This window comes from Thiomicrospira aerophila AL3 (genome assembly GCF_000227665.2).
Taxonomy (GTDB): domain Bacteria; phylum Pseudomonadota; class Gammaproteobacteria; order Thiomicrospirales; family Thiomicrospiraceae; genus Thiomicrospira; species Thiomicrospira aerophila.
This window is the reverse complement of record NZ_CP007030.1, coordinates 959,409-977,027: the sequence shown is the minus strand read 5'-3', so window position 1 is coordinate 977,027 and position 17,619 is coordinate 959,409. Positions and strand designations below refer to the sequence as shown.

The 17,619-nt window shown below is 44.8% G+C and carries 26 protein-coding genes; 8 read left to right on the top strand and 18 right to left on the bottom strand.

Going from position 1 to position 17,619, the window contains the following annotated elements:
- Positions 1–55: 55 nt before the first annotated feature.
- Both bamC and dapA read right to left on the bottom strand, forming a co-directional pair.
- Positions 56–1,108, bottom strand: coding sequence for an outer membrane protein assembly factor BamC (bamC, locus tag THIAE_RS04680; protein WP_006458999.1), 1,053 nt, complete (start codon positions 1,106–1,108; stop codon positions 56–58).
- A complete protein-coding gene (gene dapA / locus THIAE_RS04675; RefSeq protein ID WP_006459000.1) occupies positions 1,105–1,986 on the bottom strand; it encodes a 4-hydroxy-tetrahydrodipicolinate synthase in 882 nt (293 codons plus the stop codon). Before dapA ends, bamC begins: the two co-directional genes overlap by 4 nt.
- Positions 1,987–2,190: 204 nt before the next feature.
- Here dapA and THIAE_RS04670 point away from each other — a divergent pair, with 204 nt between their 5' ends.
- From THIAE_RS04670 to THIAE_RS04650, 5 genes are all read left to right on the top strand, one after another.
- Positions 2,191–2,667 (top strand): peroxiredoxin, encoded by a 477-nt coding sequence (locus THIAE_RS04670; RefSeq protein ID WP_006459001.1) that lies wholly within the window; start codon positions 2,191–2,193, stop codon positions 2,665–2,667.
- A gap of 18 nt (positions 2,668–2,685) precedes the next feature.
- Complete coding sequence (locus tag THIAE_RS04665) at positions 2,686–4,101, top strand: PhoH family protein (protein WP_006459002.1); 1,416 nt, start codon at positions 2,686–2,688, stop codon at positions 4,099–4,101.
- 92 nt (positions 4,102–4,193) lie between these two features.
- Entirely contained in the window at positions 4,194–4,553 is a 360-nt protein-coding gene (locus THIAE_RS04660; protein WP_006459003.1) for a response regulator, read from the top strand.
- Positions 4,554–4,573: 20 nt separating this feature from the next.
- Entirely contained in the window at positions 4,574–4,846 is a 273-nt protein-coding gene (locus tag THIAE_RS04655) for an STAS domain-containing protein (protein ID WP_006459004.1), read from the top strand.
- Positions 4,847–4,850: 4 nt separating this feature from the next.
- Complete coding sequence (locus tag THIAE_RS04650) at positions 4,851–5,141, top strand: EscU/YscU/HrcU family type III secretion system export apparatus switch protein (RefSeq protein ID WP_006459005.1); 291 nt, start codon at positions 4,851–4,853, stop codon at positions 5,139–5,141.
- Here the strand turns inward: THIAE_RS04650 and THIAE_RS04645 are convergent.
- The 3 genes from THIAE_RS04645 to THIAE_RS04635 are packed head-to-tail and all read right to left on the bottom strand — an operon-like array spanning position 5,098 to position 8,497.
- Positions 5,098–5,688: a LexA family protein gene (locus THIAE_RS04645; protein WP_006459006.1), complete on the bottom strand. Its 591-nt coding sequence runs from the start codon at positions 5,686–5,688 to the stop codon at positions 5,098–5,100. The two genes, THIAE_RS04650 and THIAE_RS04645, sit on opposite strands and share 44 nt — an antisense overlap.
- A complete protein-coding gene (locus THIAE_RS04640) occupies positions 5,681–7,153 on the bottom strand; it encodes an exonuclease domain-containing protein (RefSeq protein WP_006459007.1) in 1,473 nt (490 codons plus the stop codon). Before THIAE_RS04640 ends, THIAE_RS04645 begins: the two co-directional genes overlap by 8 nt.
- Positions 7,154–8,497 carry a Y-family DNA polymerase gene (locus tag THIAE_RS04635; protein ID WP_006459008.1) on the bottom strand — a complete coding sequence of 448 codons (1,344 nt, stop codon included), beginning with the start codon at positions 8,495–8,497 and terminating at the stop codon, positions 7,154–7,156.
- Positions 8,498–8,694: 197 nt separating this feature from the next.
- Between THIAE_RS04635 and earP the strand changes: the two genes are divergently transcribed.
- A complete protein-coding gene (gene earP, locus THIAE_RS04630) occupies positions 8,695–9,816 on the top strand; it encodes an elongation factor P maturation arginine rhamnosyltransferase EarP (protein ID WP_006459009.1) in 1,122 nt (373 codons plus the stop codon).
- Positions 9,817–9,858: 42 nt separating this feature from the next.
- Positions 9,859–10,419 (top strand): elongation factor P, encoded by a 561-nt coding sequence (gene efp / locus THIAE_RS04625; protein WP_006459010.1) that lies wholly within the window; start codon positions 9,859–9,861, stop codon positions 10,417–10,419.
- 68 nt (positions 10,420–10,487) lie between these two features.
- Here the strand turns inward: efp and THIAE_RS04620 are convergent, their stop codons facing one another.
- The 7 genes from THIAE_RS04620 to THIAE_RS04590 all read right to left on the bottom strand — a co-directional run bounded on the left by THIAE_RS04620 (position 10,488) and on the right by THIAE_RS04590 (position 13,589).
- Positions 10,488–11,642 carry a GNAT family N-acetyltransferase gene (locus THIAE_RS04620; protein ID WP_006459011.1) on the bottom strand — a complete coding sequence of 385 codons (1,155 nt, stop codon included), beginning with the start codon at positions 11,640–11,642 and terminating at the stop codon, positions 10,488–10,490.
- Positions 11,643–11,752: 110 nt separating this feature from the next.
- The gene (locus THIAE_RS11000) at positions 11,753–11,977 is read right to left on the bottom strand and encodes a type II toxin-antitoxin system RelE/ParE family toxin (RefSeq protein WP_006459012.1); all 225 of its coding nucleotides are present in this window, start codon (positions 11,975–11,977) and stop codon (positions 11,753–11,755) included.
- The gene (locus tag THIAE_RS04610; protein WP_006459013.1) at positions 11,974–12,198 is read right to left on the bottom strand and encodes an addiction module protein; all 225 of its coding nucleotides are present in this window, start codon (positions 12,196–12,198) and stop codon (positions 11,974–11,976) included. Before THIAE_RS04610 ends, THIAE_RS11000 begins: the two co-directional genes overlap by 4 nt.
- Positions 12,199–12,435: 237 nt before the next feature.
- Positions 12,436–12,699 carry a type II toxin-antitoxin system RelE family toxin gene (locus THIAE_RS04605; RefSeq protein WP_006459014.1) on the bottom strand — a complete coding sequence of 88 codons (264 nt, stop codon included), beginning with the start codon at positions 12,697–12,699 and terminating at the stop codon, positions 12,436–12,438.
- The gene (locus tag THIAE_RS04600) at positions 12,686–12,922 is read right to left on the bottom strand and encodes a ribbon-helix-helix domain-containing protein (RefSeq protein ID WP_006459015.1); all 237 of its coding nucleotides are present in this window, start codon (positions 12,920–12,922) and stop codon (positions 12,686–12,688) included. The genes THIAE_RS04605 and THIAE_RS04600 overlap by 14 nt, the downstream gene beginning before the upstream one ends.
- A 151-nt stretch (positions 12,923–13,073) precedes the next feature.
- The gene (locus THIAE_RS04595) at positions 13,074–13,283 is read right to left on the bottom strand and encodes a DUF3820 family protein (RefSeq protein ID WP_006459016.1); all 210 of its coding nucleotides are present in this window, start codon (positions 13,281–13,283) and stop codon (positions 13,074–13,076) included.
- A 96-nt stretch (positions 13,284–13,379) separates the two neighbouring features.
- Positions 13,380–13,589 carry a TA system antitoxin ParD family protein gene (locus THIAE_RS04590; protein ID WP_084332760.1) on the bottom strand — a complete coding sequence of 70 codons (210 nt, stop codon included), beginning with the start codon at positions 13,587–13,589 and terminating at the stop codon, positions 13,380–13,382.
- 183 nt (positions 13,590–13,772) lie between these two features.
- Between THIAE_RS04590 and THIAE_RS04585 the strand changes: the two genes are divergently transcribed.
- Complete coding sequence (locus THIAE_RS04585) at positions 13,773–14,036, top strand: late competence development ComFB family protein (protein WP_006459017.1); 264 nt, start codon at positions 13,773–13,775, stop codon at positions 14,034–14,036.
- Positions 14,037–14,101: 65 nt separating this feature from the next.
- Here the strand turns inward: THIAE_RS04585 and THIAE_RS04580 are convergent, their stop codons facing one another.
- Genes THIAE_RS04580 through THIAE_RS04555 form a run of 6 tightly spaced genes read right to left on the bottom strand, consistent with a single transcriptional unit; the run spans position 14,102 to position 17,609 of the window.
- Complete coding sequence (locus THIAE_RS04580) at positions 14,102–15,712, bottom strand: ABC transporter ATP-binding protein (RefSeq protein WP_006459018.1); 1,611 nt, start codon at positions 15,710–15,712, stop codon at positions 14,102–14,104.
- Between the two features lie 11 nt (positions 15,713–15,723).
- Positions 15,724–16,200, bottom strand: coding sequence for a DUF3368 domain-containing protein (locus THIAE_RS04575; RefSeq protein ID WP_006459019.1), 477 nt, complete (start codon positions 16,198–16,200; stop codon positions 15,724–15,726).
- Positions 16,200–16,442, bottom strand: a complete 243-nt coding sequence (locus THIAE_RS04570; protein ID WP_006459020.1) for a UPF0175 family protein — start codon at positions 16,440–16,442, stop codon at positions 16,200–16,202. The genes THIAE_RS04575 and THIAE_RS04570 overlap by 1 nt, the downstream gene beginning before the upstream one ends.
- A gap of 12 nt (positions 16,443–16,454) precedes the next feature.
- Entirely contained in the window at positions 16,455–17,060 is a 606-nt protein-coding gene (locus tag THIAE_RS04565; protein ID WP_006459021.1) for a hypothetical protein, read from the bottom strand.
- Between the two features lie 14 nt (positions 17,061–17,074).
- Positions 17,075–17,341 carry a hypothetical protein gene (locus THIAE_RS04560; protein ID WP_006459022.1) on the bottom strand — a complete coding sequence of 89 codons (267 nt, stop codon included), beginning with the start codon at positions 17,339–17,341 and terminating at the stop codon, positions 17,075–17,077.
- Positions 17,334–17,609 carry a BrnT family toxin gene (locus tag THIAE_RS04555; RefSeq protein WP_006459023.1) on the bottom strand — a complete coding sequence of 92 codons (276 nt, stop codon included), beginning with the start codon at positions 17,607–17,609 and terminating at the stop codon, positions 17,334–17,336. The genes THIAE_RS04560 and THIAE_RS04555 overlap by 8 nt, the downstream gene beginning before the upstream one ends.
- Between the last annotated feature and the right edge of the window lie 10 nt (positions 17,610–17,619).

Genomic DNA, 17,619 nt, shown 5'->3' with positions numbered 1-17,619 from the left:
AACCTAACTTCCAATGAAAAAACCCTCATGACGAGGGTTGTTGAGTCGAAATGATTTAATCGAATAATAGACCAAGCTGTTCAAGGTAGGCGCGTCGCTGCTCACCATTGAGCGGTGTATCGCTTGCTTGTGCGTTCAGTTCAACGAGGGTAATCCCATCACGTTCAGCGTCTGCTTCCAGCATTAACACCAACACGCGACTACGCTGACTAGCAAACAAACGGTTTAGCCAGTTTAAGCTACTAATATCTTCGCTTACTTCGACAATAATAATACGTTCATTGCGTGATTGACTAACAATTTTCCAATCTGCACGTACTGCTTGGGCTTGTAAATAATCCCAAGCCTGGTCTAAAGGCGCAGCCAAAGCAATACCACGAATTTCTTCACCTCGAAGCACTTCATGATAATAAGGCGCTTGAGCAATTTTGTCGATGGCACTTTCGCCCGTTTCACCTACAAACACCAAAAAGCGATACAAAGCAAGCATTTCCATCATCGGATCATAAGGACGTAAGCGCCACTGAGTGATATCGCCCGACGAATCTGCGGTCATCATATTGTGTTGCACATACACTGAAACTTGACCGTCTTGTTCTATAATTTGAAAACTATATCGGTCAAAAAGCCCGGTTACGCGCTCATCACGCCAACGGTTAAGTAAACGCGTTAATAACCCTACCTCTAAAGCCACAGGTGCAATATCAGTCCGTGCCAAGTAGTCAGTCTGAATCAAACCTAGCTCGAAATTAGCCGTAGCAATATCAAAGCCTTGACCGGCCACAAAGCGTTGCAACAGGTTATAAACTTCAAAACTGGTTTTATTTTCAAACACCAGCCAGCGCTGAACTAAATTTGACTCTACGCTTACACCGGTTGCCGATGCTCTCGGCAAGCTATCTTGTTGTTGTAGCACAGGGGCAACCAAGCGCTCATTCGCTTGCGCACGTTGCTGACCGGGGGATACAAAGTTAGGGGGTAATTCAATACCTTGTAATAAACGCCCTTCGCTATCCCTAAAATCGGTTTCACCGCCTTTAAAAACTGAACAACCACCTAGAAGTGCTAACGCGGCCACCAGGCCTGCTGCTTTGTATGTTGCGTTCAAATACCTACTCCTGCTTGGTTCATAGCCTCAGACACTAAACCATGAAAAGGCTCAGATAAAGGCGTTAAGGGTAATCTAATTGCGGGGCTAATCTTGTTCATTTTTGCCAGCGCCCATTTTACCGGAATCGGATTGGCTTCAACAAACAGTCGTTGATGCAATAAGGCAAGTGGTTGGTCAATTTGATGTGCTAATGTTGCATCGCCAGCTAAGGCCGCCTGATAAGCACGAGCAACTTGCTCAGGCACAACATTGGCTGTGACTGATATCCCACCATGCCCACCAAGTAAAATAAAATCAACTGCAGTTGCATCATCGCCACTATATAGGTAGAAATCGGCTGGCACTAAAGCTTGAATTTTGGCAACGCGTGACAAATCACCGGTCGCTTCTTTAACGCCAATAATGTTGGGGATAGTAGCAAGGCGTCCAATTGTTTCTGGCTGCATATCACAAGCGGTCCGCCCAGGGACATTATAAAGAATCTGTGGAATATCAACCGCTTCAGCAATCTTCTTGTGATGAAGAAACAAGCCTTCTTGGGTCGGTTTGTTGTAATAAGGTGTGACAAGTAAACAGGCATCTGCCCCAGCCGCTTTTGCGCATTGCGTTAGTTCAATTGCTTCAGTCGTTGAATTAGCACCGGTACCGGCAATAACCGTAATCCGTCCAGCCACCTTTTCAACAACAAATCTAATGACTGCACAATGTTCAGTCATATCAAGTGTTGCAGACTCACCGGTGGTACCCACCGCTACAATGGCTTGAGTGCCGGCAGCAATATGCCATTCGATTAAACTGGCTAAAGCCGAGTAATCCACTGTTTCGTTTTCATTCATCGGGGTGACCAATGCCACCATGCTGCCAGTCAATGCCAAGGCTAACTCCAAACACCAAAATAATTCATCGAGTATCGACGTAAAAAACGCCGCTTCAAAGGCGTAATATTAACGCTAAGGGGTAATTAGTTCAACCGCCAATCGGCTTTATAACAAATGATTAGCGCAATGGTTGCGACTAAGCCGGTTTAACGCCATACTAAGAGCATGATGTTTAATCCAACCTGAAAGGAATTCACCACTATGGATTTTGCGGCCATGACCGATCAACAGCTACGCCTTCCTGCCTTTAACCTTCCAGCTACTCCGGACCAACAGATTACTGACCAAACACTATTGGGGCAATATGCCATCCTGTATTTCTATCCGAAAGACAACACACCAGGTTGTTCGCAACAGGGACAGGATTTTCGTGACTTATACAACGAATTCCAACAACTTAACTGCCAAATTTTTGGTGTCTCTAAGGACAGCCTAAAGCAGCATCAAAATTTTAAAGAAAAGTATGCCTTTCCATTTGAGTTAATCAGTGACCCAGATGAGGTATTGTGTCAAGCGTTTAATGTAATCAAACTCAAAAAGAATTTTGGTAAAGAATACATGGGCATTGAGCGCTCAACCTTTTTATTAAACGAAACTGGACAGGTAGTTGCATCCTGGCGAAAAGTACGGGTACCCCAGCACGCCCAAGACGTACTCACTCTTCTTAAGCGCATTTAATTTCGGAGAACACGCTAAATGACTCTAACTAATCAGCCTAGACTTTTCATCCTCGATACGAATGTGCTTATGCACGACCCGATGGCACTGTTTAACTTTGACGAGCATGATCTTTTCATCCCGATGACCGTACTAGAAGAGTTAGACTCTGCCAAAAAAGGCATGTCAGAAGTTGCTCGAAACGTGAGGGAAACCAACCGGTTACTTGATCAAATTATTAACGGTTCTAGCTTTGAAATGCTTAAAGCCGGCCTGGAATTAGAAAACATTCACCCTACCAAGCGCAAGGCAGATGTCAGTCATTTAGGTAAATTATTTTTTGAAACAGCGCCGCTTGATGCCGACCTTCCTGTAGCTATTCCAAGCCATAAAGCGGACAACCAAATTCTCAAAGTAGGTCTAGCGCTGCAAGCTGAGTTTCCAGAGCGCAATGTGACACTGGTGACAAAAGACATCAACATGCGTATCAAAGCCTCCGCTGTGGGCTTGCATTCAGAAGATTACTACAACGATCGTGTGCTTGAAGATGCCGACCTGCTCTACACGGGGTATGAAGTGTTAGCCGAAAACTTCTTTGAACAGCACAGTGAACATATGAAGGCTTGGCAAAGTGAGGGTCGTAGTTACTATGAATTAAAAATGGCGCCAAATAGCCATTGGTATCCGAATCAATGCTTAATTAGCCCAAATGACTCAGGGTTTAGTGCTATCATCCGCAAGATTGATGGGGAACTTGCCACGCTAGAAACCCTAACTGATTATTCATCTAAGACGCATGCTGTATGGGGTATTAATGCGCGTAATACCGAACAGAACATGGCGATGAATTTTTTAATGGATCCTGATATCGACTTTGTCTCGTTACTCGGTCCTGCCGGGACAGGCAAAACGCTGCTAGCCCTTGCCTGCGGATTAGAACAAACTTTAGATAGTGGCATTTACAATGAAATCATCATGACACGCGCCACCATTCCGATTGGTGAAGACATAGGTTTCTTACCCGGAACCGAAGAAGAAAAAATGACGCCATGGATGGGCGCATTGATGGATAACCTAGAAGTGCTTACCGCTAGTGACGGCCAACATACCGACTGGGAAAAACAAAGCACCAGTGAGCTTTTAAATAAACGCATCAAAATCAAATCATTGAACTTCATGCGTGGGCGAACCTTCATGAAAAAATACATCATTATTGATGAAGCACAAAATATTACTCCGAAACAAATGAAAACATTGATTACACGCGCTGGGGCTGGAACGAAGATTATTTGTCTGGGCAACATAGGTCAAATCGATACACCTTATTTAACGGAAACCACCTCTGGTTTAACCTATGTTGTTGATCGGTTTAAGGATTGGGCACATGGCGCTCACATGACCTTGAAGCAAGGTGAACGTTCAAGGTTGGCTGAATTTGCATCTGAAGTGTTATGACATATTAACGTTACGTAAAGATTGTTTACTCTTTTTAAAAATCAGCGTAGAATTCCTTAAATCGAAAAAATTAATTAAAGCGAGTTAAAAATATGCCGAAAATTTTAGCTGTTGATGATTCTAAGTCTATGCGCCAAATGGTAACTATGTCACTTACCTCTGCTGGTCACCAAGTTGTTGAAGCCGAAGATGGTGCAGCTGCATTAAACATTGCTAAGCAAGAGCAATTTGATGTAGTGGTAACTGATATCAATATGCCCAACATGAATGGCATTGAGCTAATCACAGCATTAAGAGCTTTGCCTAACTACAAGTTTACGCCAATTTTGTGTCTAACTACGGAGTCTTCGGGTGACATGAAAGTTAAGGGTAAAGATGCGGGTGCAACAGGTTGGATTGTTAAACCTTTCAGCCCAGAAAAACTACTCTCCGTAATTAGTCGAGTTATTTAATAACCAAAAGGATATTGGTCATGAGTAGTGTGATAAGTTTACCCGAAACACTCACCATCCAGTCTGTACAATCGGAATATGCTCGCATAACGGACTTGCTTGTAGACTGCGAACCTAATATTACATTGGTCGCAGATAATATTATTAATATTGATACGGCTGGATTGCAGTTATTACTCGCACTTATCACGAAAATACAACGTGAAGGGTTTAATTTTAGCTGGCAAGACCCTGCAGAGCCTTTAATCAAAAGTGCTGAAAATCTTGGTTTAACTGACGCCTTACAACTTTAAACTCATGTCCCAATCCAAACCCCTTGCTCAAGCCGTTGCACTGCAATATGATCAAGGGGATTTGCCACGAGTGACCGCTGCAGGCAAAGGCTCTGTAGCCGAAACCATCATCAAACGCGCTCAAGAACATAACATCCCGCTTTACCAAGACCCCGAACTCACTGCGGTGCTTGCACAACTGCCGTTAGAAGCACGCATTCCAAAACCTTTATTTCAAGCTGTGGCACAGGTATTAGTTTTCGCTCACCAGGTCAATCAAGCTTCCGCAGCACAGACACCACCACACCCCAAATAACCAATTCTGTGTTTTCATGTACTGCAATAGGTTGGTATTGGCTATTCTCTGGATAAAGCCATAGCTTATCTTTTTGTTTAATAAGGCGTTTCAGCGTTAAATCGCCATCTACCGACGCCACAACAATTTTCCCTGATACCGGCTCAATACTGCGATCTATAACCAATTGGTCACCCGGTAAAATCCCTGCTTCTAGCATCGAATCGCCCTGCACTCGCACCACAAAACTGGTATTGACACTGGGCACAAAAGCTTCATTCAGATCAATCGTCTCTTCCAGGTTATCATCAGCAGGTGATGGAAAACCGGCAATCACTTTATGACTAAATACCGGCAGTGCAATCTTACTGGACGGGTCAACAAGCTGCCAGTCAGAAATCGATGCTGCAGAAGGGTCATACAAACTATGTAACCAACTTTTAATTAAAGTGACTTTGGATGCGGGCACACGCATTACTTTGGTCGCTTCACCAAAAGGCCCACTGCCTGCTTTGCGCCCAGCCCCTGCTCGCTTACCACCATGTCCTGATTTCACTGACTTATTCATCACACACCTCTCGCGCTGCCAGCCACTTTAAAGGCTGAATTATCATGCCTTTAGGCGGTTTAAGTAAAAATTTACATAAAATACGATAGCTATCCAAGTCTAGAGCTTGGCCCTTAGCAGGCCTGCTAGCTAAACACGCCGCTAATTCACTCTCATCATCCACTTCCGCCACCACTTGCCATTGATAAATCACTAACCCACGCTCGCTTTCGGCTGTTTCACGCACTAACACCGGTCCTGACCACGGCCAGGCCTGCTGCTGCCAACTCAGCAGTGCAATATCTTGGCGCAAATTGTACTGGTTCGGTAACTCTTCTTGCACGCAAGGACCACGGCATTGTTTGAGTTGATAGGCAAAGCAAGCGCCGTGCGATTTTCTTTCTAAACCGGTTAAGCGCTGACACAAATTTGCTTCCTTAACCTTATTACGCATGGCTTCTTCAGCTTGTTTTTGTGAGCGAAACAAACCATAGCTATCCCGTAAATCCTCAACGGTTAACGCATCACTGGCCACTAACTTCAACTGTGCGTAACCCTGCTTATCCAGCGACTTTACCCAACGCCACAAGCGTGTTTGTTTGCGTAACTTAACATTATATTTAGGCGATAACTCTTTGATTTTATTAGATTCAAGCAGTTGCGCGGTTAAATCCCCTTCACACTCTGTCCAATCAAGATGGTGAATTTCGCTAAGCATTTTAAGATTTTTAGCCGTGCGTTGATCTGGATTAAAATGGCTTAAAATGCGCGTGCGTAGCTGTACCGATTTCCCAACATAGAGCAGCCGTCCGCATTCGCCATAAAAACGATAGACGCCGGGCACATCTTCACACTCATCCAACGCATGTGGATCTAAATGCGCTGGCAGACTTGGCTGTACTAGCAGTTGCGCCAGCATAGACCATAGCTGTTCTGGTGCAACCTCATCACTCAGTTTTGCCAAAAATGCGACCATCAGCTCCACATCGCCCATGGCTCGGTGACGATCTACTTGGGGTAAGTCATAGCGCGCCACCAAATGATCTAGGCCATGCCGCGGGTACTGCGGGAAGAGCTGTTTAGATAATTTAACGGTACACAGCGTCGTCGCTCGCCAGTTTAAGCCGAGTTGCTTAAACTGATGTTTAATAAAGCCATAGTCAAAACGGGCATTGTGTGCAACAAACACTTTATCGGCTAACAAGGCCGCTAATTCATCAGCGATCTCATCAAAACGCGGCGCATCCGCGACCATGGCATTAGTAATCCCGGTTAAACGGGTAATCCAAGGCGGAATCGTGCGCTGGGGGCGAATAAGTTGTTGCCAAGATTGCACCCATTCGCCTTCGTGAAAGCGCTGCACCGCAATTTCAATAATCTCATCACGCCCCGGTTTGCCGCCTGTGGTTTCTATATCAACCAGCACCCAATCATTGAGCGTAAATGTAGCCGGTTTAGCTGCCCACCAAGTCCAGGTTTGCGTCATTTAACTCACCACCAAGACTTCATCAATACGCGTGGTATAACGCGGTGAACAATGGGCGCGACGCATCGCCCACTGCGCCTTATCCGCCAAGCCTTCGGCGGCAAATTGAATACTGCCACGACCCATTTTTTGATTAATGGCATCGAGGGTCGTCATCAGTGCGTCTGATTTTGGATTAGCTGAGAATTTAGGTTCTGGGGCAAATACATCTAGCTGTAATGGCCCTTTATCACTAATAGCCGATAAGGTTACCGCTGCTTTGTGATAGGCCAGACCTGGTTGCCAAACGCGCTTGAGTAAACGCTTGGCCAGTTTAATCAACAATTGGCTATTATCGGTGGGATAGACCAATCCCATACCATGCGAATTAGCATAATAAGGCTGTTTGCTATCATAAGGATTGGTACGCAGGTGAACATGAATATGTTGGCAAACCGAGCCTTGCTGGCGCAATTTTTCAGCGGCCCGTGCGGTATAACTCGCCACCGCTTGCGCTAACCAGTCAAACGCTACTATTGGCTGACCAAATGAGCGCGAACGAATAATCTGTTGCTTGGCCGGTGCCACCGCTTCAAGGCTTAAGCAACTTTCGCCGTTTAGCTCAGCAATTAATCGTTCCATTACTACCGAAAAGTGACGGCGTAATTGCTTGGGGTTGGCCTGCTGTAAATCATAGGCAGTATGAATATTTAAGGCTTGTAACTTGGGCGCCATGCGTCGGCCCACGCCCCAGACATCCTCTATGGGTACTTGACGCAATAACGCAGTTTGAGTGGGAAGACTCAGCGCAGTCAAATCCAACACACCGTCAAACTGTACCTGCTTTTTAGCCAAATGATTAGCCAGTTTAGCCAGGGTTTTGGATCCGCCTATGCCGACTGCGACCGGTAAACCTAACCCCTGTTTAATTTTGCTGCGCATCAGTTGGGCATAATCAGTTAAATTCCACGCCGTCATGCCCGACAGATCTAAAAAGGATTCATCAATTGAATAGATTTCTTGTCCCGCGGCATATTCACCTAGCATACGGTGCATACGCGCACTCATATCGCCATAGAGTTCATAATTAGAACTAAACACGGCTGTGTTGTAACGGGTTAATACATCAGCGACTTTAAAATAGGGTTGAAACATCATGCTGGTCGGCTTGGCCGCGGCATAGCCTCCTTGCCCATAATCACGGGCATGGTGCTTAACCAAGTCCTTCGCAATATGATTGGCTGCGACAATACAGCCATCATTATTCGATAGCACCACCACTGGACGCTTTGCGAGGTCTGGCCGAAATGAAATTTCACAGGACGCATAAAAACTATTAGCATCCACCAATGCAAACACCGCCATCCTGCCTCCTATTTTCTAATAGCCTTTTTTGAATTACGTTACGCTTAACTTTATGACATTGTAACACTTTTCAAATAAAGACCCATTAGATTAATGCCGCTTGCGCAAAATTAACTTAATAAAGCCAGTAGCAGCATGCACTGTAAAAATCGTTACAATAACAAGCAATTTATTATTAGTAGCTACCCAAACCAATCATGCATAAATACTGGGATATATTTTGTCGCGTCATCGATAATTATGGCGATATTGGCGTCAGCTGGCGTCTTGCCAAACTGTTGCACCATGACCACCAGCAACAGGTGCGCTTGTGGCTCGACCAACCTCAAGCACTTGCTGCCATGGAGCCACTTTATCAGCCCGATGTGTCGCAACAACACTGTCAAGGTATTGAAGTCAGGCACTGGCAAAAGGATTTTGAGCAAACGCAACCCGCCGAGGTGGTGATTGAAACCTTTGGTTGCGAGTTACCAAGTCCCTATCTCGATGCCATGCGGGCGTTACCCGCAACCCAGCGCCCGATTTGGATCAATTTAGAGTACCTGACGGCAGAACCCTGGGCCGTCGATTTTCACTTACGCCCCTCTAAGCAGGCCTGCGGTCTGGATAAAACTTTTTTCTTTCCTGGCATGTTACCCGGAACCGGCGGCTTAATGCGTGAAGCCGATTATGCGCAACGGCTTGCTCAAAACACTGACAGATTAAAACGTGCCGACAATAACTTTAAAATATCAGTTTTTTCTTATGAAAACAAAGCACTACAAGATTTAGTTAATCTATTAATTGAAAAAGAAATACCTTTACCTGTAGGGTATCAATCGGTCAGTTTACTTATTCCCGAAGGCCGTACCCTGGGTGGACTCAGCGCCGCTATTCAACTCAGCCTTGCTAAGCAGGCCTGCTGGCAGCAAGGGCAACTTAGCCTTTACCGCTTACCTTTTATGTCACAAGCCGATTATGACCATCTTTTATGGCAAGCCGACCTCAATTTTGTGCGCGGTGAAGAATCCTTTGTGCGCGCACAATGGGCTGCCAAACCCTTTATTTGGCATATTTATCCAACCGATGATGGCGCACACTGGGATAAGCTCCAGGCATTTAATAATGCTTATCAAGCAGGGATTCCGCATGAGCTAGCCCATACCATCAGCCACTGGCAACAAGCATGGAACCGGCAAAAATTGGATCAGCAGGCCTGGTTGATGCTGATTCAACACTGGTCAGCATGGCAACAACAGGCTAAAAACTGGCAACAACAGTTGGAAAAACTTGGAGAATTGAGCACGAATCTAGTCAAGTTTGTAAAAAGCAAGGTATAATGCGCTAAATTTTTTTATTACCATTGATTTAGGATTGATTTGATGAAAACGGCACAAGAGTTTCGCGTAGGTAACGTAATTATGATCGGTAATGACCCGATGGTCATTCTAAAAACCGAGTTTAACAAGTCAGGTCGTAACGCGGCTGTTGTTAAAATGAAAATGAAAAACTTGCTTAATGGCAGTGCCACCGAGCAAGTTTATAAAGCAGATGACAAGTTTGATCAGGTTATTCTAGAGAAAAAACCTTGTACTTACAGCTACTTTGCTGATCCGTTGTATGTTTTTATGGACGAAGAATACAACCAATATGAAATTGAAAAAGACAACTTAGGTGATGCCATCAACTTCATTGAAGACGGCATGGAAGATCAGTGCGAAGTGACCTTCTATGAAGGCAAGCCGATTTCTATTGAAATGCCAACCATTATTGTGCGTGAAGTGGCTTACACTGAACCCGCTGCGCGTGGTGACACTTCTGGTAAAGTCATGAAGGTTGCTCGCTTAACCTCTGGCTACGAATTACAGGTAGCGGCCTTTATCGAAATCGGCGAAAAAATCGAAATCGATTCACGCACCGGTGAGTTCCGCAAGCGCGCTTAATTTTTAAGCAGAACGGAATAATAACAACGCCCCGTATTAATAAAATGCGGGGCGTTTGTTATTGCGCTCTATGGAGTAACTGACTGATAAGGACTGTGGGCTAGACAGTCTAGATAATAATCCGCAATCATTCGTTTTTCGTCAGCTAAAAACCCAGCAATGCCCTGCTCAAACGGATTTTGTGTCAGCCAATGCGCTGATTGGGTTTTAACCGGTTCAAATCCCCGCGCGATTTTATGTTCACCGCCTGCGCCGGGCTCAAATTTCTGCAATCCCTGCTCGATCGCAAACTCAATCCCCTGATAATAACAGGCTTCAAAATGCAGCGAATCGACCTCTTCAATACACCCCCAATGGCGACCAAACAAAGTCGTGTCGCTGTGAAACATCAACGAACCCCCGATGTTCTTGCCATCACGCTGCGCCATCACCAACAGCACTTGATCCGGTAACGCCTGCGCTACCGCTTGGAAAAAGCTTTTGTTTAAGGTCGCCACACTGTATTTTTCGTGAAAGGTTTTTTGATAAAAATAGGCAAAATCCTGCCAATCTTGCTCGGTTGCGGTGTGACCATTTAGACGTTTTAAGGTGACGCCCGCTGCTTCAACTTTACGGCGTTCTTGATTGATATTTTTACGTTTTTTCTGTTTGAGTTCAGCTAGGAAATCATCAAAGGTCTGGTAATTTCGGTTAAACCAGTGGAAATGACAATCGTGACGAATTAACCAATCCTTCTGCCGATTTAACCAGGCCTGGTCGCTGCGTTCACCCTCCTGTTCGGCAAATAAAATATGCCAGCCGCTAATATTGTGCTCATACGCCAGCTTTTGAAGATGACTCATTAAGAGCTGCCGGATCTGATCCGTATTCTGATCAGAGGCGATTAAAAACCGCGAACCGGTCACCGGTGCATAGGGAATAGAACTGACCCATTTCGGAAAATACGGCAACCCCACCGACTGCCACGCCTGCGACCAGGCCTGGTCAAACACAAATTCGCCATAGGAATTGGTTTTCGCATATAACGGCATCGCGGCGATTAAACGCCCTTGGTCATACAAACCGACATGCTGCGGATACCAACCAAATTCCGCACTCACGCATTGATGGTCTTCCAACGCCTGCAAAAACTCATGGCGCAAAAACGGATTATTATCCGTTACCAACCCATTCCAGGCCTGGCGATCTATATCCGCAATCTGTCGAACTAAACGCAATTCCATATTAATTAGCGTTTTTCTGAAATCATATATCGAGCCGAAGGCTCATGAACGCCTGGCAGCCAACTGCTCGGATCTTTACGCAAATGAATCACAGCCATAACTTGAATCTTTTACTCCTGAACTCGATACAACAATGCATAAGGAAAATGTTTGAATCGACATTTTCGAATAGATGGCATTACCATTCTGTAGATCAAAGGCTGAGATTGAATTCGACCCAACGCTTCTTCAAGGTCATTAATAAACCTCCCCCCAAGGCCTGAAAGCTTTTCATAATAGTAAAGTTCTGCCTGCTCAATGTCAGCCAAAGCCTTAGGATGAAAATCCAATATCATTTATAACGAGCACGTAATTTTTTGATGGCCTCTTCCGCCGGAATTAACTTGGTAAGTCCTTGATCGACTTCAGCACATCGCTTTTCAATTTCAGCCTTCCATTCATCAGACAATTCAAAGGAATCATCGTGATCTAAACTTTCTACTAGAGCTTCAGCCAATAATTCACGGGCGGCCTCAGGCAATTGAAAAGCCTGCTCTGCAATGTGTTTAATATCCATATTTGCCCCTTCCATAAACAAAACGACTAAAAAATCATAACACAACTCTATGATTTCACGCTGCAATACTATGTCGCTTTAATTAGCGTAGTAGCCATTTAAAAATATCAAGCAAAACAATCGCATCCTGCCCAACTTTACAAATGATTGTGTATCTCTGATGAATGAGATATCGATTTGCCTATTCATGACATCTAAACCCAATTTAAACCGTGTAATCACCAGGCCTGGTTCGATTTAATGTGTTTTGTAGACACTAGAACGGTGCCCGACTTTAATCACATCAATGACTAAAACCTCGTCTATTATTTGGTACAAAATCCGATATAAACCGACTCGAACTCGATAAACATCTTGTCCGGTTAACTTTATACAACCTTCGGCACGCGGGTTTTCAGCCAGTTGTTCGATGCGATTAAGAATGCGCCTAACATCGGCATTGGGAACCGAGCGCAAATCCTTAGCAACCGACTGTTTAAACTCAAGCTTATATTTTGCCATGCTGCTTTAAATCATTTAGCAAGGCTTCATAACTCATCGTCGGCTCAGAGACCCGTTCCGCATAAGTCGCTAAATCTTCCTGATCTTCGCGCATTAATAATCTCAAAGCCTCATCGACTAACTCAGACACAGAAACCTGGGTTTGTGCCGCACGCATTTTAAGAGCGGTATGAATCGCCGGATCAAAATACACGGTAGAACGCTTGGATAACTGACTCATCATTAAAATCCTCTTACAAAACAGGCTTAGAACATGACAAGATTATAGCACCATAACGCTATAACGTTTTATCGAGTTGACTTAGACGGAAATCCAAACAAGTGAGCACTAGAACAGATAAAAACAACCAGGCCTGGTTGTGCTAATTTGAAGTTTATTCTCTTAACGGATCAAGCAGGTGTTTCAAACCATTGTGATCCAGCTCATGCATGAGCGCCAATAACTGCCCTAAATGACCCGATGGAAAACCCTCACGTGCAAACCAATTCAGGTAATGTCCCGGCAAATCCGCAATAATTCGCCCCTTGTATTTGCCATAAGGCATGGTGACGGTAACGAGTTTTTTTAAGTCTTCTGGATTCATAAGTTTAAAATTTAGGGAGAAGCATTTATTGGGTTGAGGCTTGGTTATGCAGATACATCATAAGAATCTCGCCAACTTTATATCACCTAATAATCTCTAGCCAAATTGGTATGGTGTTAGATTCTCACTGTCTTTACTTTCTTCCAGTGCCAAAAGGGTTTCTTGAATGAAGCTAAAAGGCAAATCAGGGTTTTCTTCGGCTAACTTGCCAATCCGACGCCAATACTCAATTTGCTTGGGTACAGACCAATGGCTAACAGCGGCATACAACTTGGCTTGTTGCGCCAACGAATCCGATAATTTAATCGCGCTATAGGAAAACGCTAAGGAGGAGTCAATCTATTATGGGTGTCCTTTCAGTTCTCTTCAGTTCTGCTAAAACTTAAATTAGCTGCCATGCTGCTTCAAAATAATTTAATTCACTACTCAAGGTCAACTAGGTTAGAATGCGAAAAGTATGATTCTAACCTTAAGTAAAAGGACCTCACTATGCAATTTGATACGATTCATAACTTTTACGAACGTCATGTTATCAATGAAATTACCGATAACTATCTGAAATCAGGCCTTAATGAAGAACAATTAGCTGATATGGGCTGTATTGCTCTCAACCTAATCCCGCCTCGGTATATTCGTCATGACATTGATATGAGTTTCTATATGACCCCAGATGAATATGACGAGATACAGATGAAGGTTAAGTTAGCAGTACAAAAAGCGTTTAAACGGGTTCAAGAGTCTAATCATGGCTAGGGTTTGTTAAAAATACACATCATTAACCGTGGCATTGTCAAAAACCTGCGAACTGTCATTCAAGTTTAACCACCCTGCCGCATATCATGAAAACTCGGTGCCGCCGCCAGTAGGGTTTGGGTGTAGGTGTGTTGTGGGTTTTCGAGGATGGATTGCACGTCGCCCTGTTCGACGATTTTGCCTTCGGACATCACCGCGACGCGATGCGCAATGCGCGGGATAATCGATAGGTCGTGGGTAATAAACAATAAAGATAAATTGTAGGTTTGTTGCAGGTGGTTGAGCAAATCCAACACCTGCGCGCGCACGGTGACATCTAACGCGCTGGTGGGTTCGTCGCAAATGATTAATTCCGGCTCTACCGCTAACGCGCGCGCGATGCCGATGCGTTGGCGTTGACCACCGGAAAACTCGTGCGGATAGCGCAGTTTGTGTTCCGGCAATAGACCGACTTGTTGCAGTAGTTCGTCGATGCGTCGTTCTTGATCGGTTTTGTCTTGCGAACCGACTTTTAGACTGACCATGCCTTCGCGAATGATTTCGCCTATGGTCATACGCGGGTTGAGCGCAGAATAGGGGTCTTGGAAAATCACTTGAATTTTTTTGCGTAACGGTTTGATTTTGCGCTCGGTGAGTTGGGCGAGATTGACGTCTTGATAACGGATTTCGCCTTCGGTGCTGTCAATCAAGCGCAGAATCGCTTGGCCGATGGTGCTTTTGCCACTGCCCGACTCACCTACTAAGGCAAGGGTTTCACCGCGTCGGATGGTTAAATCCACGCCATCCACAGCTTTGACATGCCCCACGGTGCGCTGCAATATGCCCTTTTTAATCGGAAAATGGACTTTTAGGCCTTTTAAATCAAGCAAAGATGCCTGTTCCGCCGCCGGTTTGTAATTGCGTTGAGGCAAAGCATCGGCGAGCAGCTGTTGGGTATAAGGATGGCTCGGGGCTTTGATAAAGTGCTCGACTTCGGCGGTTTCGACAATCTGACCTTTTTGCATCACCGCAACACGGTCAGCCATTTCCGCCACCACGCCCATATCGTGGGTGATAAATAAGATCGACAGGCCGCGCTCGTCACGCAGTTTTCTGAGCAGTTTGAGTACTTGAGCTTGAATGGTGACATCCAACGCGGTGGTCGGTTCGTCGGCAATCAATAAATCCGGTTCACACGCCAGCGCCATTGCAATCATCACCCGTTGTTTTTGCCCACCGGACAGTTGATGCGGATACCAGTTGATGCGTTGTTCCGGTTCAGGAATGCCGACTTCGGCAAACAGCTCTATCGCTTTGGCTTGTGCGGCTTTGGACGACAAGCCTAAATGCACCCGCAAGACTTCGGCGACCTGATCACCGACGCGCATCACCGGATTAAGCGAGGTCATCGGTTCTTGGAAAATCATCGCAATCGATTTGCCGCGCACTTTTTGCATTTGCGCTTCGGTTAGGCTAAGCAGGGATGTTTGATGCAGCTGAATATCCCCTGCTTCGATAGTTAAGGCTTCCGGCAATAGGCGCATCACGGCTAATGACGTTAAGGATTTGCCACTGCCCGATTCGCCGACCAGCGCAAAAATCTCGCCGGCATCAATCTGAAAGCTAATGCGATTAATTAGCGCCGAGTCACCGACCTTGACCACTAAATTCTGAATCGCTAATACCGGCTTTTTCACACTGACTTCCTTTATTCGTTTGTAAGTTGCTTAACATGGGCAACGAGATCAGGGTGGATGTAAATCCCTGCATCTAACATTAATTCAATTGATTGGGATGCTGACTGAATGAAACCTTTACGCTTAGCTAACACTAATACGCCCATCGAACCAATCACGGGAATTTGATTCACTGCTGCCACTTTTCTTCCTCTAGCATCGTCAATCAATAATCGATCAGCCTGTAATTGTTTAAATAAAACCATGCTTGAAATTTCACCCGCATCTGAATAAGCATCAAGCAGAATAATGTTGTGGCTATCAAGTTCGATACGCTTATCAATTAAGTAAGCTGATAACTCTTTTGCAAACGGCTTTGACAAGTCTGCTGTTAATTCATCATAAACAACCGATGAAACAACAACTTTATCAAAGAGTTTTTCTAATAGCGGCAATTGCTTACAGGCCGTTAACGCGATCAGTGCAGATGCATCAGCAATCAATAACATTACAAGCCTTCCAGCTCTGCATCCAATGCTTCTGGGGTCATATTAATGACAGGCACATCATTTTGATGGCAAAGTTTCATAAAACTATACATATCCAAGCCAGCTAGTTCCGCCGCCTTAGATAAAGTGACTTTTTGTTGCTTAAATAACCACAATGCATAGCTTAGCTTCATGTCTGCTTGAATGGATGCAATGGATTCAAATTTTATTAATGGTTCGGGTAAATCAATGGTAATTTGCATGACTAAACCTCTTTAAACAAAAGGGACGACCGCTAGGCGGAAGACCACGAAACTTAATACTAACATCAACGCCACGTTAATCATCGCAAAACGCACTCTGGGCACTAGGTGTTCGGCGGTTTGTTGACATATTTCTTGCTGTTTTTCGGCGATAAACCAATCCACCCAACGTTGTTCAATGTGCGAGAGGTTTTGCAGATGGCGCGTGAGCTCTTCGTTTAAACGCGCGGCCAGCAGTCGCTGCAAGCTTTTATGCTGCCAAAAAGCGATTAATGTCGATTTATAGCCATAGACTAATACAGCGTTCCAAACAAACACCAACGCCAAGCCAACAAAAAACAGCCCACTCCCTAGCCAAAAACTCAACCCCAATGCCACAAACAGTAACCCATTTTGAATAGCAAAATAACGCCAAAACGCACGATGCCAGGCCTGCTCAAGCTGAGTTAAATAGGCGCTGGCGTGCGCACTGAGTTCCGCTTGCATTTTATCGCGAGTTTTCTGCTCCAGCTTTTCGCTCACCCAGTCTTTGGTTTTTTTACCAGCCAACACACTCGCCGCTACCCCAGCGCCCCAAGCCAAACCCTTTACAATCAACGGTGCTGCAAACCAAGCCATCTTATGCCCTTTAATTAAGCTTCAATCTGAACCTTGCCAACCGCATATTGATGAATCAATGCCGATATTAAGGTTTGATAAGGAATACCGCTTTCTTGAGCTTTGCGTTTGACAGCTACCACATCTGCCATATTTAAACGCAGGGTAATATTCTTGGATTTTGATAAATTCTCGCGAGCGGCTTGGCGTGCTAAAGCAATTTCCTGCTCAGCGTCAATCGACGATTTTAAAGCCCCTGACTCGAGCGCCTCCAGAATGGATAATTCTTCTTCATCAAACATTTGAATCACCTAAATATTGTTTTTTAGCTTTACGACTTGGAATGATCGTTTTTAAGAATATAGCCTGTTCTGAGCGAACATATGGCACCATGTACACATAACCTAACGCAGAAACAACATAAATTTTTTGACCAGGATAGCGTGATTGGTCTGGGTGATCTAAAACATCCAAAATGCCACCATCATCAATCGCCATTACAATATCTTCAAAGCCTATTCCACGCTCTTTCTTCAATAGCTTGTTCTTTTCTTCATTCCACTCAAACATAAATATTACC